This is a genomic window from Veillonella infantium, from assembly GCF_002959895.1.
Taxonomy (GTDB): Bacteria; Bacillota; Negativicutes; order Veillonellales; family Veillonellaceae; genus Veillonella; species Veillonella infantium.
This window is the reverse complement of record NZ_PPDD01000001.1, coordinates 49,775-72,007: the sequence shown is the minus strand read 5'-3', so window position 1 is coordinate 72,007 and position 22,233 is coordinate 49,775. Positions and strand designations below refer to the sequence as shown.

Annotated in this window: 20 protein-coding genes; 16 read left to right on the top strand and 4 right to left on the bottom strand. The window is 40.4% G+C overall.

The genetic code is table 11. The annotated features are described in order from the left end of the window. Positions 1-74: 74 nt before the first annotated feature. The 9 genes from dnaX (at position 75) to VCHSUH03_RS00290 (ending at position 10,734) form a co-directional block, all read left to right on the top strand. Positions 75-2,843, top strand: coding sequence for a DNA polymerase III subunit gamma/tau (gene dnaX, locus VCHSUH03_RS00330; RefSeq protein WP_105093644.1), 2,769 nt, complete (start codon positions 75-77; stop codon positions 2,841-2,843). 50 nt (positions 2,844-2,893) lie between these two features. Continuing rightward, entirely contained in the window at positions 2,894-3,223 is a 330-nt protein-coding gene (locus tag VCHSUH03_RS00325) for a YbaB/EbfC family nucleoid-associated protein (RefSeq protein ID WP_008602262.1), read from the top strand. After that, a complete protein-coding gene (gene recR / locus VCHSUH03_RS00320) occupies positions 3,224-3,820 on the top strand; it encodes a recombination mediator RecR (protein ID WP_004694915.1) in 597 nt (198 codons plus the stop codon). 1 nt (position 3,821) lies between these two features. After that, positions 3,822-4,076: a hypothetical protein gene (locus tag VCHSUH03_RS00315; RefSeq protein WP_105093643.1), complete on the top strand. Its 255-nt coding sequence runs from the start codon at positions 3,822-3,824 to the stop codon at positions 4,074-4,076. 9 nt (positions 4,077-4,085) lie between these two features. Then, on the top strand, positions 4,086-6,674 hold the full coding sequence (locus VCHSUH03_RS00310) for a 3'-5' exonuclease (RefSeq protein ID WP_105093642.1): 2,589 nt from the start codon (positions 4,086-4,088) through the stop codon (positions 6,672-6,674). Beyond that, entirely contained in the window at positions 6,674-7,732 is a 1,059-nt protein-coding gene (locus tag VCHSUH03_RS00305; RefSeq protein WP_105093641.1) for an RluA family pseudouridine synthase, read from the top strand. Before VCHSUH03_RS00310 ends, VCHSUH03_RS00305 begins: the two co-directional genes overlap by 1 nt. Positions 7,733-7,932: 200 nt before the next feature. Then, positions 7,933-9,057 carry a cation diffusion facilitator family transporter gene (locus tag VCHSUH03_RS00300; protein WP_105093640.1) on the top strand — a complete coding sequence of 375 codons (1,125 nt, stop codon included), beginning with the start codon at positions 7,933-7,935 and terminating at the stop codon, positions 9,055-9,057. 124 nt (positions 9,058-9,181) lie between these two features. Beyond that, positions 9,182-10,078, top strand: coding sequence for a hypothetical protein (locus VCHSUH03_RS00295; RefSeq protein ID WP_105093639.1), 897 nt, complete (start codon positions 9,182-9,184; stop codon positions 10,076-10,078). An 83-nt stretch (positions 10,079-10,161) separates the two neighbouring features. Further along, positions 10,162-10,734 carry an immunity protein YezG family protein gene (locus tag VCHSUH03_RS00290; protein WP_105093638.1) on the top strand — a complete coding sequence of 191 codons (573 nt, stop codon included), beginning with the start codon at positions 10,162-10,164 and terminating at the stop codon, positions 10,732-10,734. A gap of 58 nt (positions 10,735-10,792) precedes the next feature. On the opposite strand, the gene VCHSUH03_RS00285 is transcribed toward VCHSUH03_RS00290, so the two are convergent. From VCHSUH03_RS00285 to VCHSUH03_RS00275, 3 genes are all read right to left on the bottom strand, one after another. Then, positions 10,793-11,647: an IS3 family transposase gene (locus VCHSUH03_RS00285; RefSeq protein WP_241567117.1), complete on the bottom strand. Its 855-nt coding sequence runs from the start codon at positions 11,645-11,647 to the stop codon at positions 10,793-10,795. Continuing rightward, entirely contained in the window at positions 11,611-12,180 is a 570-nt protein-coding gene (locus VCHSUH03_RS00280) for a helix-turn-helix domain-containing protein (protein ID WP_241567113.1), read from the bottom strand. Before VCHSUH03_RS00280 ends, VCHSUH03_RS00285 begins: the two co-directional genes overlap by 37 nt. A 110-nt stretch (positions 12,181-12,290) precedes the next feature. After that, positions 12,291-13,733: an amino acid permease gene (locus VCHSUH03_RS00275; protein WP_060924449.1), complete on the bottom strand. Its 1,443-nt coding sequence runs from the start codon at positions 13,731-13,733 to the stop codon at positions 12,291-12,293. Positions 13,734-14,025: 292 nt separating this feature from the next. On the opposite strand from VCHSUH03_RS00275, the gene VCHSUH03_RS00270 reads away from it, so the two are divergent. The 4 genes from VCHSUH03_RS00270 to VCHSUH03_RS00255 all read left to right on the top strand — a co-directional run bounded on the left by VCHSUH03_RS00270 (position 14,026) and on the right by VCHSUH03_RS00255 (position 17,685). Next, positions 14,026-14,538, top strand: coding sequence for a pyridoxamine 5'-phosphate oxidase family protein (locus VCHSUH03_RS00270; protein ID WP_105093636.1), 513 nt, complete (start codon positions 14,026-14,028; stop codon positions 14,536-14,538). 234 nt (positions 14,539-14,772) lie between these two features. Then, complete coding sequence (locus tag VCHSUH03_RS00265) at positions 14,773-15,534, top strand: hypothetical protein (protein ID WP_105093635.1); 762 nt, start codon at positions 14,773-14,775, stop codon at positions 15,532-15,534. A gap of 89 nt (positions 15,535-15,623) precedes the next feature. Further along, a complete protein-coding gene (locus VCHSUH03_RS00260; RefSeq protein WP_241567112.1) occupies positions 15,624-16,289 on the top strand; it encodes a hypothetical protein in 666 nt (221 codons plus the stop codon). Between the two features lie 67 nt (positions 16,290-16,356). Then, positions 16,357-17,685, top strand: coding sequence for a hypothetical protein (locus VCHSUH03_RS00255; RefSeq protein WP_105093634.1), 1,329 nt, complete (start codon positions 16,357-16,359; stop codon positions 17,683-17,685). Positions 17,686-17,794: 109 nt separating this feature from the next. Here the strand turns inward: VCHSUH03_RS00255 and VCHSUH03_RS00250 are convergent, their stop codons facing one another. Continuing rightward, positions 17,795-19,162 (bottom strand): NCS2 family permease, encoded by a 1,368-nt coding sequence (locus VCHSUH03_RS00250; protein WP_105093633.1) that lies wholly within the window; start codon positions 19,160-19,162, stop codon positions 17,795-17,797. 143 nt (positions 19,163-19,305) lie between these two features. On the opposite strand from VCHSUH03_RS00250, the gene VCHSUH03_RS00245 reads away from it, so the two are divergent. The 3 genes from VCHSUH03_RS00245 to aroD all read left to right on the top strand — a co-directional run bounded on the left by VCHSUH03_RS00245 (position 19,306) and on the right by aroD (position 22,212). After that, a complete protein-coding gene (locus VCHSUH03_RS00245) occupies positions 19,306-19,725 on the top strand; it encodes an RrF2 family transcriptional regulator (protein ID WP_105093632.1) in 420 nt (139 codons plus the stop codon). Between the two features lie 138 nt (positions 19,726-19,863). Beyond that, positions 19,864-21,096 (top strand): MFS transporter, encoded by a 1,233-nt coding sequence (locus VCHSUH03_RS00240; protein WP_105093631.1) that lies wholly within the window; start codon positions 19,864-19,866, stop codon positions 21,094-21,096. A gap of 321 nt (positions 21,097-21,417) precedes the next feature. Further along, positions 21,418-22,212: a type I 3-dehydroquinate dehydratase gene (gene aroD / locus VCHSUH03_RS00235; protein WP_105093630.1), complete on the top strand. Its 795-nt coding sequence runs from the start codon at positions 21,418-21,420 to the stop codon at positions 22,210-22,212. Positions 22,213-22,233 lie beyond the last annotated feature (21 nt).

The following is a 22,233-nucleotide window of genomic DNA, read 5'->3' as shown; positions in this document are numbered from 1 at the left end:
CTATAAAATGAGTAAGATTTCCGTGAATATGGTATAATAAAGTATTGTAATTTTCGGAAAAGGGGGGTGTTCCAATGGCATATATTGCGTTATATCGTAAGTACCGTCCGCAGACGTTTACCGATGTGGTTGGTCAGCATCAGGTATCGGATACATTGATGCGCGCTATTCGTGAGGATAAGGTGGCTCATGCGTATTTGTTTGCCGGCCCGCGAGGGACTGGTAAGACGAGTATGGCCAAGATTTTCGCGCGCGCTATCAACTGCGAGCATGGGCCAACGGATCATCCTTGTAACGAGTGTAGTGCTTGTAAATCGATTTTGAGCGGCCAGTCCATGGACGTTCTTGAAATCGACGCCGCATCTAATCGTGGTATCGATGAGGTGCGTGCCCTTCGTGAAAGCGTCAAATTCATGCCTGTTGAGGGCCGTAAAAAGGTATTCATCATCGACGAAGCCCACATGCTCACAACTGAGGCGTGGAATGCGCTTTTAAAAACTATCGAAGAGCCACCGGCTCACGTTATGTTTATCTTCGCTACTACAGAAATTGAAAAATTGCCTGTTACTATCGTGTCTCGTTGTCAGCGCTATACCTTCAGAAGGATTACGTCAGACGATATTGCACAACGTTTATCCTATGTAGCAGAAAAGGAAGGCTTTGGCTTAGATCCTGCAGCAGCACAGCTCATCGCTGTTCATGCAGACGGTGGTTTGCGTGATGCCTTGAGTATCTTAGACCAATGTGCCGGTATGGCGACAGGCTCTATTACGCCGCAAGTAGTAGAAGAACTGATCGGTCTTGTTAGTAAGGAATGGATTATTCATTTTCTTGATGCGTTGCGCAACGGGGATGGGCCTAAATTGTTGTCCTATATCCACGATGCTTTAGCAGAAGGTCGTGATGCAACGCAGATTATGGAAGCCCTCATCCAACACGTGCGGGCCTTGCTTGTAGGCAAGGTAGCACCTGATGCGGACGAGCTCAAGGTATACGATGCCTTTAAGGATGAATTCTTAGCTCAAGCTGAAAGCATCGATTTTAATGAGCTTAATCAGTATGTTCGCAGTGCACAATCCATTATGAATGATGCAAAACAGGTGGATAATCCACGAACCATCATCGAAATGGGCTTACTCGTTTTATGTGCTAAATTAGGCTCTGTTGATGAAAGCTTAGAAGACCGTGTATATGCATTGGAAACGGCAGAACGGTCTGAACGGAACGATTTATTGAACCGCATGGCTCAATTAGAACAGCGAGGTCCAGCTGTCGCAACTGCACCTGCTTACGGTGCTAATTCCTTTGGACCGCCAAGTGGTTATGCCAATAGCTTTGTTCCTGTAGATAATGGTGCTGTACAGAATGCTTCCATGAGTAGTGAGCAAAATGCTACTGTTGGTACAGTACCACCTCCAAGTGGGGTAGGAATGATGCCACCGCCTACTAATGTAGGCTTGACACCTCCACCGCTGGGAGCTCCTGGTAGCACACCTCCTCCTATGAATGGAGTGGGCATGGCTCCTCCGCCGATGGGCGGTGTTGGGATGGCGCCACCACCAAGCATTGGAGACGCCCCACAACGACCTGCTAGAAATCAAGCCAAAGGTCGTGGTAAAAAAGGCATTAGCACACAGGCTATCATTAGTGATCAAATCTTGTCTGCTCAAGAGTATCGCAATGTACAGTCTAATGTCATTAAATACTTGAAGGACAGCAATCGCAATATGACCTCTACCGTAATTGGCCAAGGTCAACTTGTATACGTAGACCAAAGTAAGGCTGTTATGGCCTTTAAAAATACATTGCACCTCAATGTAATGACCAACGAAGTAAACTTGGCAGAAGCGGCAGATGCTTTCACCTATACGCTAGGCTATCCAGTACATGTAGAAATCGTTGATGCCCTTACACAAGTTTACAAAGACTATAAAAAAGCCTCTGGCAGTACGACGCAGCACCAAGTAAAAGCGCCGCAACGTCCACCAGAACCAATGGTTGATGTGCAGAAGACCTCTGGAGGTCAACCAACGCAAATGGATTTAACAAATCCATCAGCCCCACAAGGCACTAATAATGCTTCAGTGGGAAATAGCTCAGCAGGAGCTAATAGAGCTCAAGCTAGTAGCGCGTCACAAGCTCAACAACCTACTGCACAGGTTGGAGGTCCTACATCTGAAGCGACGGCTAGTAAGCCTGATTCCGGAGCGGTAGATGCGGCAAAGGCTGCAGCATTAGCATTCTTAGCAAAGAAGACGGGCGGTGCTGCTATAAGTGCCACATCTGGTGCTAATACGAGTGAGGCCGGACCAGAAACTTCACCATCTAGTGGAGATGTGCCGATTACATCCTTTGATGGCGGTCCTACGGTACAAGTGCCTGATGGTGAGATTCCTATCGAGTCGCTAGCAGGTTCTATTGAAGGCGATGATATTCCCGTTCATTCCTTTGACGATGTACCTGTAGACGATATGGAGGAAGCTTATGTATCATCCCTAGATGATATGCCACCACATCCATTAGATAGTGTCACTGTTATTAGCGATGATGGGGAAGTCTTAGAACGCCCTATGGATAGCGGTGCACATATTGAGGTGGAAGCTGTCCCAAAGTCTAATGGGGGCGAACAGCAACAGGGAACCCCTTATCAAAGTGATGAACATGCAATGCTTTCACAACCACCTATTGAAGTTGCGCCTATCGATAGTGTGACGGTTGCTCGTGAATATGCATGGGATCCAGAGCATATGACAGAAGAGGAACGACACAATCCTCTTTTGGCAGAAACATTAGAGAAACTATCTGAAGATCACGACATCATCGTCGAGGTCATCGAAGAATAAATCAATTAGAATATGAGTATAGGACGTAGATCCTAAAAGGAGGAATTACAATGTTTGGTAAAGGTATGGGCAATATGGCGGGCATGATGAAAAAAGTTCAAAAAATGCAAGCAGATATGAAGAAAATGCAAGAAGAATTAAAAACTCGCACAGTAGAGGCTTCCGTTGGTGGCGGTGCTGTAACAGTTGTGATGAACGGTGAAAAAATCATCGAGTCTTTAAAATTGAACCCAACTGCAGTTGATCCTGAAGACGTAGAAATGTTAGAAGATTTAGTGATGGCTGCTGTAAACGAAGCTAGCAAAAAAGTAGACGACCTCTTGGCTCAAGAAATGGGCAAAGTAACTGGTGGTCTTAACTTACCAACAGGTTTATTCTAAATGACAAACGCTTTAGAACGGCTCGTAGAGCAGTTGCGCCGCTTGCCGGGAATCGGCTCCAAGTCGGCTAGACGCTTGGCCTATCATTTGGTAGAAATGCCGAAGGAAGAGGTAGACCGTCTCGTGGAAACCATCGTAGAAGCGAAGGGGGCTACGCGTCACTGTTCTATTTGCTTTAACTTATCAGCTCAAGACCCTTGTGAATTCTGTAGCAATCCGAACCGCGATCAAACGACGATTATGGTCGTTGAAACTTCTCGCGATGTCATTGCTATCGAGCGCAGTGGCGACTATAAGGGCTTATATCACGTATTGGAAGGTGCCTTGTCCCCTATGGAGGGCATCGGTGCTGACGATATTCGCGTAAAAGAATTGATTGCCCGCCTTCGGGATGGTGTTGTACAAGAGGTTATTCTCGCTACTGACCCAGACGTAGAAGGGGAGGCGACAGCTCTCTATTTGGCGCGTTTATTAAGTCCAAGTGGCATTAAGGTAACGCGTATTGCCCGCGGTGTTCCTGTGGGGGGCGATATCGAATATGCCGATGAATTGACGTTAGGCGGTGCTGTAGTGAACCGCCAAGAAATGAAAGGATAATATGGGAGCTTTATTAGCATCACCGATTATATCGGCGGCTGTATCCGTTGCTGTAGCCTACATTGCTTTCAAAGTAGCATTTTTCACCATTAAACGGGTGGCTATGAATGCAGTAACTGGTATTTTGACGTATTTAGTATGCGTTCATATCCTCAATATTCCTATGGATATTGGTTTGGGCGTATGGGCTTTAACAGCGATTCTAGGCCCTATTCCAATGCTCATTGCTGCCGGATGGTACGGCTTTTTAAAATAGGAGGACCTCATGCTTATCAATAGTGAACAACAACGCGTTATTGATGAAGTTGAACAGAATATCCTCTTGTTAGCGTCCGCAGGGACGGGAAAAACGAATACACTTGCTTATCGAGTGGCTCACCTCATCGAGGGCGGCTATGCGAAGGCGGAGAATATCTTGTGCATGACCTTTACGAACAAGGCGGCGAACGAGATGAAAGACCGCATTCAATCGCTCGTAGGCAGTCCTGCAAAGGCTGTGGAGGTTAGTACATTCCACAGCTTTTGCTTTTTCGTGCTTCAACAAGAGGGCAAGCGCAATGAAACCTTGTATACGGATGTAACCATCTTTGATGAAGAGGATTGTAAGGAATTGTCTGAACCGTATCGTCCCGGTAAATTGCGAGAAATGTCCTTTGCCAACATCATCGGCATGGTAAAAGAATATCGCTCCTTGTATGGGTTCTATTCTGATGATCTCGTAGGCGACTATAAACGAACTATTGAGCGTTTGCAAAAGGAACAGCGTCCTGCAATTGAGCAACAGTTCTCTAGTTTTGGCAATGTTTTGTATAGTGAACTCCATGACTTTTTGAACCATGGTCACGAATGGATTGCCGCTTATGATGAAAGCTTAGCCTCTGTACATGGTCTAGATTTTACAGATCTCATTTGCGGTGTTCATCGCCTATTCCAAGATCCTGTAGTTCGGGAGCGTTGGCGTAGCCGTTACAACTACATTTCTGTAGATGAAATGCAAGATACAGGCATACTAGAATACAAGGTATTAGAAATGCTTTGGGAAGGCAACCACGTCTTATTATGTGGGGACTATTTCCAAACCATATACGAATGGCGCGGCTCTGATCCATTCCGTTTGCTCAAGCAGTTTGATGCGGACTTTAAGCCTTTAAAAATTATTTTCTACGAAAACTACCGCTCTAACTGGACGCTCTTTACGATGGCTTTCAAAACATTGCAGAATATGTTCCCTGATCTGGTAGGCTCTATCTATACTGAATTGCCTCGCGCTAATAGTGAAAGAAAGGGCAAGCCTGTTCTCATTAAAGGCTGTAAAAATAGCTATCTTGAGGGGCGATATATTTATGAAGCTATCTGTGCCTTGCCAAAGGATGCCAATATTGGCGTTCTCGTACGAGATAATAAAAAGGCACAACGGCTAAGCGACTCCTTTGAACGTCTAAATAATGAAAAACCTGAAGATGAACGCCGTCACTTCATGATTATTGACGAGTTTAAATTCTTTAGACGTCAAGAAATCAAAGACGTTATGGCTTACTTTAAATTGCTTATGAATCCGAATGACTCCGTCAGCGCTAAGCGTATTATAAAACGCTATGTTGCGGGCATCGGTGACGCGCGTATCGCCGCTATTGAAAGTCCTGAGACGCGTCAAGTTGGCTTAAAATTGACGGACTTTATGGATATGCCAATCTTTGAGGCCGAGCCTTATGCCAAGCTCGTTAGTGGTTTAGAGAAACACGAAGTTGTAGTATACGATGTAGAGAGTACAGGCACAGATACGTCCCAGGATCGTATCATTCAAATTGCGGCTATCCGCATTGATGAACATGGGCAGGTCTTAGAGAGCTTTGAGCGCTTTATCAACCCAGGCGTACCTGTAGGACAATCTGAAGAGGTACACGGCTTCTCCGATGCGTATTTACAAGAGCACGGCGAAGCGCCAGCTATAGTGCTACAAGCCTTTAAGGAATTCTCTAAGAATGCTATTATTGTAGGTCACAACGTAAATTATGACGTAACTATCTTTACTAATGAATTGGCACGCCATAATTTAGGTAACCCAGAGTTCAAGGCTATTTACGATACACTCGATATCTATCGTAGATTTTATCCTAATTTGCCGAATCATAAATTGGGCTTCCTAGCGTCAGAGTTTCCTATCAATCATGAGCCTACGCACAATGCGATGGACGATATCTTAGCCACTGCACAGCTTTTGATTTATGCAGTGAAAGAAAATATCGTGCCTACAACGACTGGTCGTATGGTGGCAATCAATAAGTATAAAGCGGCTTTCACCAATATTGCGTCCCAAATGGCGACGTTACGTAGAAAGGCCTATACGGAATTGCCAACGAAGTTGTTGGCGTACATTATGAACCAAATGGGGGTTCTAGAATACTATAAATCCCATGGGGAAGCAGCAAAGGTAGAGCATATACGGGATCTATATCGCATTATGGAGAAACTAGATGCTGCTTATGAAGGACCAGCCGGGTTAGCGAGATTAAATCAAATCTTACAGATGGCGGCCCTTACCGCTGGTGAGCCCGCTCAGCAGGTGCGAAATGAAGATCGCATTCCTATCATTACTATCCACCAAGCAAAGGGAAGCGAGTTTGACCATGTATTTCTAGCAGGCCTTAACGAAGGGACATTTCCAAGCCCATTTGCCATTGCAGAAGGGCGTGAAGACGAAGAAAAGCGCTTGTTCTATGTGGCTATTACGCGTCCTAAGCAAGAGCTGACCATTACCTTTAAACAAACCAATATACGTGGCCGAGCGGTTCAACCAAGCTCGCTACTGAACTATATGCCGCGAGACAATGAGCTCGTAGAAAGGAGATACTAATGGCGAGAAAAACACATCGTCCCGACGATATTTTGTGGACCGTAACCGCTGCAGATTTAGAGGCTGTACATGCTAACAAGCTTGCTGTAGTACAGCCGTCTAAGAAACAAGAAGCGGTTCAAATGAGTGATAGTGTGGATATCTCGCTAGGCGAAGTCCTTGATACGAGATATCCTCGTAAATCCTTAGTAAAATTATTTGAGGAAAAGCTAATCCACCTCAACGGACATAAGGCGACGCCAAAGGATGTTATTTCCGAAGGTGACGAGATTTGGATTGCTATGGCTAAGGAAAAAATAGATTACGAACCCATAGAAATGGACTTACATATCCTATATGAAGATGATGATCTCCTCATTGTGGATAAGCCAGCAGGTGTGACTGTAAACTCTAAAGGCCAAGTATCCCTCGCTAATGGCGTGGCGTATTACTTTAAAGAACATGGAATTAAGCGTAAGGTGCGTTTTTTGAACCGCTTAGATAGAGATACGACGGGCTGTATTGTAATTGCTAAAAGCGGCTTGGCTCAAAGCCTTTATCAACAACAAATGGATGATAATACCTTTGAGAAGTGGTATATGGCCGCTGTAGAAGGCATCGTAGAAGCTGACGAGGATTCCTTGGTATTCCCTATGGATCGCAGTGCTGATGGGATTCATTATGAAGTCAATCCTAAGGGAAAAGAGACTCGTACAGATTATTCCGTTCTATGTAGACATCAATCACAGCCTGTGGATAACTCTGTGAATAAGTCCCCGAATTCTGTGGATAGAGCATTAAAAAATGTGGATATAGAATTACCAAATGTGGATAAAAGTGGTCGAAATGTGGACAAATCTGTGCATAACTCCCAAGAATGTGGATATACAGAGGTTTTAGTCCGTTTGTACACAGGAAAAACACATCAAATTCGTGTGGCTTTCAGCCATATAGGTCACCCTCTTGTAGGGGATACATTATATGGCGCACAACCAACGGGGCAGCCCTTCCAATTACGTGCTCAAAAGGTTGTATTTACACACATGCGCACAGGCGAGCGTATTACGGTTACTGCATAAGATTGTGAAGTCACAATACATCAAACATTCTAATTGAGAAATGAGAATTATTGATAACTCAGTAAAATCAATGATTTTATAAAAATTTTTCGAAAAAAATAATGACAAATGATAATCGATAAGCTATAATAGAAATGTAAATAAATCGATATGCTTCGATTTATAGCTTAGTGAATTGAATGTAAGAGGTGTAGTTTAATATGATTTTGCAAGAAAATAGTGCAGCACGTAATCGGGGGATTACGCTTGCTAGTATAAAAGGTATTATAGGTAACGTCGTTCTCGTTATTTTTAAAATGATTGTAGGCCTTGCGTCTAACTCTATCGCCATCATCCTTGATGCGGTAAACAACTTAACAGACGTTTTGTCCTCTGTATTGACCATTGTTGGTACAAAATTAGCCGCTAAAGGTGCCGATAAGGAGCATCCATTTGGTCATGGTCGTATCGAATATATGACTACCATGGCCATTGCTTTCATCATCCTTGGTGCAGGCATTGGATCCCTCAAGGAATCTATTGAAAAAATTCTTCACCCTGAGGTATCTACCTTTGATGTTCCAAGCTTGGCCATTATCGCTGTTGCTATTGTGGTGAAAGTTGTAATGGGCCGTTATATTAAGGCGCAAGGTGAAAAATATAAATCCGATGCTCTTGTAGCATCCGGTATCGATGCGCTCTTTGATGCGGTAATTACCTTTGCCACATTGGTATCTGCAGCGTTAGTATTCTTCTTTAACTTTGATATTCAAGGTTATGTAGGTGCAGCTATCTCTGTTTTAATTTTGAAAGCTGCTTATGACATTTTAAAAGAAATGTATAATCACTTGCTTGGCATTCGTGCAGATGATAACTTAGTTCGTGAAATTAAAGAAACTATCGCCCAACATCCAAATGTAGGCGGTGTATATGATTTAGTATTAAATAGCTACGGTCCTGGTGAAACAATTGGCTCCGTTCATATTACAGTGCCAGATACGATGACCATGGCAGATATTCATCCCCTAACAAAAGGTATCGCCGTTCATCTCTATAAAAAATTTGGTATTGCTATGACCGTTGGCGTATATGCTGAAAACCAACCTAGTGTAGAAGTGCTTGAAATAAGACAAGCACTCGACCAAGTTGTGAGTCTATATACAAACGTAGTACAAGTACATGCGTTCTACGTACAAGAAGAAAAGAAAGTTATCTACTACGATATTATCTTTGATTTTGACGAAGAAGATCCACAAGGTACATTAGAAAAAATTAAAGCAGAAATGCAAAAACGCTGCCCTGAATATACACAATTTGCTATTGTAGATACTGACTTCAGTAATTAATAATATAAAAATAAAGGCTTCAATCAATCATCGACAGAATAAGTTTTGTCGAGCATTGGTTGAAGCCTTTTCTTTTATTAGGTTAGAGATTTCGCTATACTATACATAAGAGAGAGGTGATTTTATGTTGGGATGGATACAAAAGCATTATATTGTTAGTTTTTTGCTTTTACTTATCCTTGTTTTGTGTGCCTTACACCTTAATGGTACGAGAAATGAGGATCGAATTTTACCCAAACAAGGAATAATTATAGAGAAGGATATTACAGTTGATAGTAATCGTGATCCTAATGCAACCGTGACAGTTATAAATGCAAGTAATTACTCTGAATCTTATGTAGTTGATGTATTGCCTATCATGAAAGCATATAACTGTTATATTTTTGACTCTCTTATCGTTAATAATGAATTATATCTTCTTGCACGTTCTAATGATGCTATTTCTGATATGAAATTATATCAACTTTTAATTTTTAAGATTAATGATACATCTTTAAGCTCTAATGTTATCGGGTATGAATTCGATAAATTCTCCGCTTCATTAGACTATATAGATGGTAAAATTATAGCTTCTAAAGGGAACGCGAAATATATCTTAAGCCCTGATTTATCTGCTAGCAAAATAGTGAATACAGACTCGATTTCTGTTCAAAATAAGAATGTTAGTAAACATGGTATTCAAAAAGATAAAGTAATATCAGATTCTTTAATTCCTAGAGATTTATACATGAATGGTAAGGTAGGAGATACCTATTTGCTTACTGTTAGTCCTCTTATCTACGCGAAGCCTAACATGAATTTACCATTTGAGTTTTTAAAAGCTGAACAGTATTATGGTATACCTATATATGAAAATATGATGTTATTCTGGAATACGAGTACTGATGAGATGGAATTTTATAACGATCTTAAATCTATTACATCTTTTAATATTAAATATATGGATATGGATTATAATATTGCGAGATTTGAACATTGGAATCAAATAATTAAGAATAATGGTCCTGAAAAAATAAGATAGGCTTGATAATAAATAGCCTAATGCTTATAATGTATTGTATAAAATATAATTTGTTTAGGGAATCCTATCTGAGGAGAGATATAATGAAGAAATTTGCTCTTACAACATTAGCTGTAATGGCAGCCGTTGGTGTATTGGCGGTTCAGCCTGCAGATGCGAAAAAGGTTCAACAAGATCCTGCGGTGTCACCTATTGAAATGCCCATGAATGATGAAATTCAACAGGTAAATGGTGTCTCCAAAGAGACTAATAAAGAAACACAACGTTTGTCTAATAAGTTAGCAGACGCTACTAAAGGTATGGTTAAAAAGAACTGGAAGACTATTTATGTAAAAGCAGTGCCTTCGGGAGATAAGGGTGCCGTACGCTTCTATTATGTAGATAATAGAGGCCAAGTATATAATGGTCAAGTCATTAGAAATACTGGTTTATCTAAAGGTAAATACATGGCTGGTTCCATGCGCCAAAATGAAGCTTTACAAGAGCTAGTTAACCATTTGCAACGTACTGGTCAAGAGGTGCCGTCCTCTATCGATATCATCATTACGCAAGGTGGATATCGCAGTAAAACAATCTTTAACTACGATGAAGATACAAGCAATATTGCAGCGTATCAACAACAATATGAACAACAAAACTTCCCGACTATGAAGTAACAGAAAAGCCCGTGCTATGATATGATATGTACCCATTTTCCTGGACACATATTATTTACTAGCCTAAACACATGGATGCTTCCCTGTATTTTACAGGGGGCATCCATTTTGTTTTTTTCTGGATCCTTCTGTTGTTGTAATAGTTAATATATTCTTTTATTGCTACTGCAAAAGCATTAAATGATGAATATTCTTTTTCAAAACCATAATATATTTCTGTTTTCAATCTACCAAAAAAGGTTTCCATCACAGAGTTATCATAACAATTTCCTTTTCTAGACATAGACTGAATAATGCCATGTTCTTTAAGTGCTTGCCTAAAATACTTATGTTGGTATTGCCATCCTTGATCAGAGTGGAAGATTAATCCCGAAAGATTAGTAAACTTCTTAAAAGCTTTCTCTAACATACGAGAAATCTGTTCTAAGTTAGGCCTTAATGCTAAGTCATAAGCAACAATCTCATTCGTATTCATATCTAAAATAGGCGACAAATAGCATTTTCCCCACGGGAAATTAAATTGAGACACATCAGTAGTCCATTTTTGTAATGGTGCAGTTGTACTAAAATCTCTATTGACGATATTTTCTGCTACTTTACCGACTTTCCCTTTGTAAGAGTGATACTTTTCCTTCGGCCGCTTTCCTGCTAGTCCCATATTATGCATAAGTCTTTGTACTCGTTTATGATTGACTACAAAACCTCGATTAAGAAGTTCTTGGTATACACGGCGTACACCATACCGACCTTTATGTTCTGTAAAAATCTTTTGAATTTCATCTTTTAGCTCTGTATTTCTTTTATCTACAAGATCTACTTTAGTAAGTTCAAAATAATAGGTAGATTTGGACATTGGCATAGCTTTTAAAAGATGCTTTAGTTGATAGCCTTGTTGGCGGAGCGTTTTGATAATCGCTGCTTTTTCGCCTTGAGACGCGCAGCTTCCTTTTCTTCTCTCAAGGCAATCTCTTTTTTTATGACTTCATTTTCAGCTTTAATATAAGCAATTTCAGCTCGTAAGCGAATGAGTTCCTCATATTCACTTTCTTTGAGCTCTCGAGTTGAGATAGTCTTAGGTACTTTCATTTTGCAATCCTTTGGTGGTCGTCCTTTAGGTTTATTAATAAGACCATTGTATCCCAAAGTTTTGTATTTATGAACCCATTGATACAGTTGTCCAGAGTTAATACCCGCTACAATAGCTACTGCTCTTAAACCTTGACCAGAAAGAACTTGGCATACTAACTCATATTTTTCTTCCGGAGACCAATACTTATTAGTCCCTTGACATTTATTAATGTCCGAACCATGACGTTGTTCTAATTTAACCCAGTCCCTTATTTGTTTATGAAATGTATCTGTCCTTACACCGTCAGGTGTCTCGGGCCATTCACCTTGATAAAATAATTCAATTGCTTTTCTTTTAAATTCATAACTATATCTCATGAAAATACCCCCTTTACTGGTTGTCCAGTAAAGGGGGTACATATCAATATGCACGGGCTTTTTGTTATGTTACGTAGACAAATTTTATTAGCTTATGTAATCGCCTTTTGTTAGATTATGTAATCGTCAGAATCTTCTTTTTTAGGTTTTTTGTAAATTTCTTTTACACCAGCCATCTCGATAAGTTCCTCACTGAGAGCGTCCTCATCATCTGTATTAAGCATGGAGTAGAAGGCCCAGAGAATAACGAACCAAATTGGTGTAAACAAGAGGGCAATTCGAGTGTCTTCGTTTAGGGCGAGAATGCCTAGAATGAAAACAAAGAACGCAAGGATGATGTAATTCATCACTGGGAATAGAGGCATCTTGAATTTAGATTGTGCCGCTAATTCAGGGTTTTTCTTGCGATATTTAAGGTGACAAATAACCATCATTGCCCAAATAAAGATGAAGCAGAATGTAGAGATAGATGTAATCATAACGAATACTGCTTCTGGCATTACATAGTTGAGTACAACTGTAATCAATAGTACTGCAGCGGAGAAAATGGTTGCTTGGTATGGTACACTGCTGTGGGTTAAGCGGCGCATAGAGCTTGGCGCATGACCGCGTTTAGCAAGGGCGTAAATCATACGGCCTGTACTAAAGATACCAGAGTTTGTTGCAGATGCAGCAGATGTAAGAACTACAAAGTTTACGATGCCTGCAGCGGCTGCAATACCAACTGCTGTAAATACGGCCACAAATGGGCTAGCAGATGGGTTGACGGCTGTCCAAGGATAAATGCTCATGATGATAGCCAAAGAGCCCACATAGAACAAAATAATGCGTAAAGGGATGTTGTTAATCGCCATAGGAATAACCTTTTCAGGATCTTCTGTTTCACCAGCTGTCAAACCTACGAGCTCGATACCTGTGAAAGCGAAAACAACCATTTGGAATGATAAGATAAAGCCCATTGTTCCGTTCGGGAACCAGCCCCCATAATTCCACATATTACTAAAGGCGGCAACGCCTGCATCTGTAGTAAAACCTGTGACAATCATGATGATACCGATAATAATGAGAGAAATGATGGCAATTACCTTAATCAAGGCAAACCAGAACTCCATTTCACCGAAGTACTTTACGGCTGTTAAGTTCATTAATAGCAATGCCACTAAGACGACAAGGGCGGGTATCCATTGAGGCAGCCACGGTATCCAGAACTGCATATAGAGGCCTACGGCTGTTAAATCGGCCATGGCTAGTGAAAGCCAACAGAACCAGTATGTCCATCCTGTGATAAATGCTGCTCGATCACCTAAATAATCTTCTACGAAATCGATAAAAGAGTGATGATTCAAGTTGGATAATAACAATTCGCCTAATGCTCTCATGATAAAGAAGCAGATAATACCTGTAATAAGGTAGGCGAAAATAATGGATGGACCGGCCAAGTGAATGGCACGACCGGAGCCTAAGAACAAGCCTGTACCGATGGCACCGCCAATGGCGAGCAACTGTACGTGCCGGTTCTTAAGACCCCGTTTTAACTGATGTGTATCAGACATAGTAAAGACCTCTTTTCTACAAACCATCTACAAATATAAAAAGCCATGGATACCCATAGCCTTTATAATCTATAGAATATATAAAACTATTTTCTTATAATACAGTATCTATTGTAAAAAGTCAAATGTATTTATGCAGTAGACATATAGAGCAAATAGTATTATTAATATACGAATAAAAGAGAAATTATTCATAATTTTTAAAAGGATACTATGCCTTAAAAGGTTTTAAACATTTGCTATAATAATACATAGATTATCTTTTACGTAAAACTGTGGAGGGAAGGCTATTATGAGACGACAAGATCGCATGGTTACAGATATAGATGAAATTAAGGGGATTTTAAATAGTACTCGTATCATTCACCTAGGTCTGATGGATGGTGACTATCCTTATGTGGTGCCACTACATTTTGGATACGAATTTACAGATGAGGCACTTTATATCTATGTACATGGCCATTATGAGGGGAAGAAGTTTAGTTTGATTCAAGCGAATCCCCATGTATTTATTGAAATTGATGGTAGCGATGAAGCCCTCGTTTCAGGTGGAGATATACCATGTAAATATAGCTCGGTTTACTCTAGTGTGATGGGGCGTGGAGAGGCTACTTATTTAGAGGCTATTGATGAAAAGTCTCATGGCTTACAAGTATTGATGAAACATCAGACAAGTCGTGAATTTACTTTTACGGAAGCCATGGTAAACTCTGTGGGCGTAGTTCAAATTAAAATTGTCGACTATACGGCCAAAAGGCGAAGACAACTTGAACAAGATACTATTATGCCTCCATTAACTAAATAATGACACAACAATCCTATTGAACTCTATTATGATATAGCGTTCAGTAGGATTTTTTATATTGAACCTAAGCATTAGATACATTAGTTGATGATGCCTATGCTTTCACAAAAGGAAAGATAAAAGTTTTATGAAGTAGCTAGAGCTACAGAAACGGTAGCTAGATTCTGATATAAATAAGAAAATATATCATTATATGTGTGAAGTATATTATATTTTTTTATAAGTGGAGAGAATATGAGAAAAATAATGTGTAAGACGATGTTAGCTGCTATAGCTGTGGGTTTAGTATCTATAAGCTATGTATCCGCAGATACTGTTGATCAGTCTATATCTATTAATAATTCTGAGGCCGCATCTAAGTCTAAAAATGTTACGCCAAACATGAATAATGCTTCTCCGATTATACAAATACCAAGAACGCAATTAGTAGGCTGGCCTATGATGACTCAAGACAGTGCTCGTAACTTTAAGGGGGTAGCAGAGGCTATTCAGAAATTGCCTTATGAGGCTGAAGTACCTAGTTATATACCTTTTGGATATCAGCTTTATACAGCGCGTCACGATCAAAATGATGTCTTAGAGGTTGTATATTACAAAAGAGGCGGGCCTATCTACCAGGATGGGAATAAATTTATTACTAATGTTATGGCTTATCGAATGGGATATTCCTTGGATACCGTAAGAGATACAGCGTATATTCCTGCAGAGTACAAGGACTATGAATGGTCTGAACAAGGTGAATCTGGCAAGGTGTATTATACAGGTAAGCCAGGCGTACAACTAATCCGTAGCATTACGTGGACGGAAGGCGGCATGGCGTACTCCTTATTCTTCTTAGAACCTGTGAAAGCAGTTGACGCAGAATTCTATAAGGAACATGTGGTGCCTGTAAAAACTATAGATAGCTCACGTTATGAATTGTTAGGAAACTATCCGGTTACGAAGATTTCAAACAAAACAAGAGATGAATACGATAAAGAACGAATGATTCCTTAGCAGATACACTGATGTTATACAAACTGTATCTACAATAATATATTGTGTATAGCGGCGAAATTAGTAGTCGCTTATAAAGAGGAAAAAATATGAGAAAAACAATGTACAAGTCCGTTTTAGCTGTTATCGCTACTGGGCTACTATCTGTAGGAATGGCAACAGCAGAAACTGTGTATACCTCTAATACTACAGATCAGTCTGTATCTACTCAAACACATAAGCTAGGACATAATTTTAAAAATGTAGAGCCTAGAACTGACCATTTACAGTGGCACTTTCATGATTGGCCTATAGAGAATACACAAAAGGCGCATACTTTTAAGGGCAATCTAAAAGAGGCAGCACAGAAGCTTCCTTATGAGGTTAAGGCACCTAGCTATATCCCTTATGGTTATGAAGTCTATACAGTGCGGCAAGACAAAAATGATGTATTAGAGGTTGTATACTTTATAAAAAATGCTCAAACATATAGAGATGGTAAGAAAAATCTCGGTAGTATTTTTGTTTATAGAATGGGCTATTCCGTGAACGATGTAAAAGATGTACCGTATGTTCCTGCTGAGTATAAGGACTTTGAATGGTCTGAACAAGGTGAATCCGGTGAAGTCTTTTATACCGGTGATCCAGCAGCACAACTGATCCGTAGCATTACGTGGACAAAGGACGGTATGGCATACTCCTTATTGTTCTTAGAACCTGTGAAATCAGTTGATGCGGAATTCTATAAGGAACATGTGGAGCCTGTAAAAATATAGTTATGTCACGTAGTGATTTACTTGGAATAAAGCGGAAACGTGTATAACCGCTCAAAGAGGAGAGAATATGAAGAAAATAATAAGAGCTGCCATTTTATGTGCTACGATGGCTACAGCAGTAAGCACCTTTGGGGGACAGCCAGTTAGTGCTACATACCCGTTAATAGATAAAAATGGTAATACCGTTCCTGTTGAACGAGATGTAGATAATCAGAAAATTATCGATGATAATCAAAAACTTATGGATCGTTATCTCTGGTATGATCAAGTTGGTGATTATGATATAGTTGAAACTAATATTGAAAGTGCCGTGCAGGAGTTTGGTTATCCATTACAAGTGCCGTCTTATATGCCTAAAGACTATGCAGTGCGCGATGTAAAGGCCAAGGACCATGACGTATTAGAAATCGTATATACAGAAACGGGCCGTGATGGAGAATATGGGCCGAAATTAACCTTCTCTAATACAGATATTGTATATCGTATGGGGTGGGTTATCGATACAGTGGTAACACCTATATTAGAAAAGACAAATTATAAAGCTAAGGATGCAGTTAGCTTTATTACCCCTAATGGAATTTCTGTAAATACATTAGGCTCTAGAAAAGACGCTATTCAAATTGCTTACTGGGAAAAAGATAATAAAGTTCATATGCTTTACTTTGCTTCTTCAAGAAACCAAGACTTTGTAAGCAAAATTGTAGACTCTGTAGGTCCTTTGAGTAACGTAGCCGCTGATGATACTCGATTACGTGGTGATCGAAATGATAAACAAAATATTGAAGAACCTATTAAACAAAATGTTGAAGAACAGGGTAAACAAAATGTTAAAATAGATTGGCCTCCTTATGAATCGATTCCTTTACCAGTGCGTACACATACAAATTCTGTATGGCCTATACTTACGAGCAAATCCAAGGGCTTACCTAGCGGTGTAATTAATGCATCTCATAAGGTGTCCTATGACGTATCTGTACCAAGTTATTTACCGTTTGGCTATACATACTATGCTACACATTTTTATGACAATGATGTATTAGAAACTGTATATTGGAAGCAAGGTGAAGAGTACCAAGAACGCAGTGGCCGTTGGGTAACTCATACTATGGTCTTCCGCATGAGTTACTCTATGGATACGGTTTGGCCTGAAGAATATATTCCATTGGAGTATCATGACGTACAGTGGACTGACTCTACTCCAATAGGCGACGTTCACTATACAGGTGATGTAGATAAGGGCTTAGTGCGCAGTGTTACGTGGTACAAGGATAATATGGCGTATTTCTTGTTCTTCCAAGTGCCTGTGAAAGCATCTGAAGCAGATTTTTATAGAGATCATGTAGTGCCGTTAAAAGATATCGATCCAAATCGTACAGACTTAATCGGTGTAAAATAATTCGTTAGTACCTGGTATTAGTTTTTCCTAAGAAAAGAGTACATAAAAAAGGACCTATCTCCTAGATATTTTATTAATATCTTTGGAGATAGGTTCTCTTAGTTATTAATTAGAAGAATACGTAGCGTATGATAACGAGTACCGCCAATACGTACATAATCCAGTTAACCTCTTTTGCACGACCAGAAATGATCTTGAGTAGAGGGTATGCAACGAGACCTGCAGAGATACCGTTAGCAATGCTGTATGTGAAAGGCATCAAAACGATAACTAGGTATGCCGGGAAGCCTTCTGTCCAATCATCGAAGTCGATATTTCTGATAGCACCCAACATGAGGGCACCAACGATGATAAGAACAGGAGATGTGGCTGCATTTGGCACCAAGGATACGATTGGAGCTAAGAATAAGCAGATTAAGAATAATACGCCTGTTGTAACAGCTGTTAAGCCTGTACGACCACCAGCACCTACACCTGCCGCACTTTCAACAAAGGCAGTAATCGTAGAAGTACCGAGCAATGCACCAGCACTAACGCCGATTGCATCGACAGTCATAGCTTTACCAAGGCCTGGGAATTTACCAGTTTTAGGATCTGCAATTTTCGCCTCTGTTGCAGTACCAATCAAGGTACCCATGGAGTCGAACAATTCTACGAAGGTGAAGGAGAAGATAATCGTGATTAAGCCCATGTGGAGAGCACTAGGAATATCTAATTGAAGGAATGCTGCTTTAGAGAAATCAGGCACTGCCAATACAGTGAAGTTCTCAGGCATTGTGGAAAGGCCAGTAGCGTAGGAAAGAATTGTTGTTGCTGCCACACCAATCAAGAGAGAACCTTGAATTTTACGAGCCATCAATAGAGCTGTAAAGATGAGGGAGAATAGAGCCAACAATGTTTCGCCACTGTGCAAATTACCAAGCGTTAAGAGTGCTTCGGACGCAGGCGGCACTAAATTACCGTGCGTTTGCACAACTTGACCTAAGGAGTTTGGAGACAAACTAATGGAGATAGCCATTAAGCCGGATAATTTTAAGCCGATGATAGCGATGAAGAGGCCGATACCAACGGTAATGGCAACCTTCATAGAGGCGGGGATGCCTTCAACAATCATTTGTCGTATTGATGTAAGTGTTAATACGAGGAATACGAGGCCGGAAATGAACACCGCACCTAATGCTGTTTGCCAGGATACGCCCATACCGAGAACTACGGTAAAAGAGTAAAAGGCTAAGAGGCCAACCCCTGGAGCGAGGGCAATCGGATAGTTTACGAATAAACCCATAGCAATCGTTACAAGACCACCACCTAAGGCTGTAGCGATGAGGACTGCATCTTTATCCATGCCTGCAAGACTAAGAATGTTTGGCGCCAAGAATAGGATGTACGCCATCGTGATAAACGTAGTAATACCAGCTAAAATTTCGGTTTTAACAGTTGTACCGCGTTCACTGAGTTGAAATAGTTTATCTAACATTAGATAACATCCTCCCATATGAAATTAAAAAATACCCAAATAAAATATTTCGATATATGTATAGTGTATCATATTTCCCACCATTTTTTGTATAAATTTGTGATATACTATAAATATATTATGAATGACTTAGAGGTTAACTTATGAAAATATCTACTAAAGGGCGTTATGCCTTACGGATATTGGCAGATATTGCAGAACATGGAGTAGAAAAAAACGTTCCAATCCGTGAAATTGCAGAACGCCAAGGATTTTCCGATAAATACTTAGAGGGGATTGTATCTCGCTTGTCCTCCGCTGGCCTCGTTAAAAGTGGACGTGGCAAATACGGTGGATATCGCTTGGTGAAATTACCTGCTGAATACAATGTATATGAAATTTTATATGCCGCAGAGGATTCCATTGCTCTCGTATCTTGCTTAGAAGACGATGTAGAGCCATGTCCGATGTTTAACGATTGCTTGACGGCACCGTTGTGGCAACATTTACAAGCAGAATTCCGCCATGTTATGGAACGTGTTTCCTTACAAGATGTGATGGATCACAAGTTCCCAGAGGTATAGTTGGTGATTCCCTAGGATTGGTTTAGGGGATGTAATTTTTACGTGCACACTGGCTTGCATGGCTATTGTTTAGGTAATTTTATTGAAAGAGTCGCGTTTCATATGCGGCTCTTCTTTCTATATGGAGGGGAGGTCAATATGAGTACAACTGAATACGATATTCGTGGAGGTATGCGCAATGTATGGATTATTACAGCTAGTATGACCGTCCTTGCCATATGCTACACCATGATCATACCTTTCTTGCCGATATATTTGTTGGAACTAGGGGTTCCGAAAGATGATGTAGCTCTTTGGTCAGGGCTCGTCTTTGGTATCACTTTCCTTATCGCCGGCATTATGGCTCCTATATGGGGAAAGATTGCTGATAATAAAGGGAAAAAACGGATGGCCTTGCGTGCAGGCTTTGCCATCGCTATCTGTTATGTATTAATTGGCTTAGTTACAGACCAATATCAATTACTCATGGGACGGGCCTTAGTTGGTTTTGCTAATGGATTTTATCCGGCGGCAATGACCATGGTGTCCCTTAGTGTGGATGAGAAACAAGTTGGTAGAGCACTAGGCATATTCCAAACCGGTCTTATCTTAGGCAATGTCATCGGTCCATTTTTAGGTGGTGCCGTTGAAAGTGTTGTAGGCATGCGGCCTGTATTTTATGTATCAGGTATTGCGGTATTTATTGCGACTTTGGCAGTATTATTTTTTGTGAAAGAACCAAAATTACATTCTGTAGGTTCTGATGAAAAAGAGCAAGCTACTCACGCTACAAAATCTACATCCTTGCGTGAAGACTTTAAAGCAGTCCAACAACAGCCTGTATTAGTACGGTTATTATGGATTTTCTTCTTTATGCAATGTGCTATTATGATGCTGCAGCCTATTTTGGCGCTCTATGTAGGAGATATGCAAGGCACTATGGAAGGGGCGGCTATTATTTCGGGTACAATCCTTAGTATTGGTGGTCTAGCAGGTTCCTTGACGACAAATCTATGGGTTCGTCTTGGTGAACGTCGTGGTTATTTTAAGACCATTTCCTATTGTATGATTGGTAGTGGTATCGTTTTATTACTTCAAAGCTTACCAGTAGGTATCTGGTGGTTTGGTGTATTACAAGTACTCATTGGGTCTTGTATAGTAGGTATTAACCCATCCTTGAGTGCAGCGGTAACACTCAATACTGACCCAAACTTTAGGGGACGCATGTTTGGTATGACTACTACAGCACAACAATTTGGTTCCATGGTAGGCCCTGTATTTGCAAGTATAGTATCCACCTACATTGGCATATCCTATGTATTTAGTATTACCGGTTTGCTATTACTATATATGGGCTTCCAAGCTCGAAAGTTATCTGTACAACATGATTAATATATTTTGACGGTGATTTAAAAGATACCTTGTTCGATTGCTTTAGCGATTGAATAAGGTATCTTTTTATCTTAGTGGTTGCTTATAAAATCTAAATAATCTGACTAATTTCAATAAAATCAAGATACTAGGATATAACAAAAAATGATATTAATCGTTCATCTAAAAATACTATTTTAGTGCATAATGACAGGCTTTCATACATTTTTAGTGAATAGCAATCCAATATAGGCGGATTGATTGCTTTTACTAAAATATTGGTATATAGTTAAGTTTAAGGTAAGTCATTTGTCTCACCGTGTGGGACGGAAAGGAGTTATTATGGTCCGTATCGGTCATGCTGTACTCGGTGAAAAGGGTACAAAAATATGTGTTCCTATTGTGGGCACAACAATGAAAGAAATTTTAGATGCCACTGCGGTTGCATGTAATACACCGTGTCATGTAGTGGAGCTGCGCATTGACTATTACGAGCGGGCCCACTCCATTGACGCTATTATTGAACTGTTAATGCTCATCAAACCTCAGTTAAAAGGTCGTGCTTTGTTATTTACTTGGCGCACAAAAGGTGAGGGTGGTGAGAAATCTATTTCTACACACGATTACTTTACAATGCTAGAGCGCCTTATTCCGACTGGATTAGTGGATGCTATTGATATCGAGCTATTCTTTGATCAAGATAGAATGCTTAAAACGATAGAATTCGCCAAGGTGCATGGTGTAACCATAGTTATGAGTAATCATGATTTCCATGGTACACCAAGCCATGAGGTTATTGTAAATCGTCTCATTCAAATGAAAGACTTCTTGGCTGATGTGCCAAAGATGGCTGTTATGCCTCATACAACTGGGGACGTATTAACCCTCCTTGAAGCAACGGCTGAAGTTAAAGCCTTGTATCCATCTGACCCAATCATTACGATGGCTATGGGACCATTGGGGGCTGTTACACGTACAGCAGGAGCATTGTTTGGTAATGCTATGACCTTTGCCTCTGCTGGTAAAGCATCGGCACCAGGTCAAATCGATGTACATGAACTAAAACGCATCCTCGATACCATCGACGTAGATGGCGTTTTTGATAAACAACAACATAAACGCGTAAAAGTGCATTAAAAAAGTCGGCGAGAGCCGACT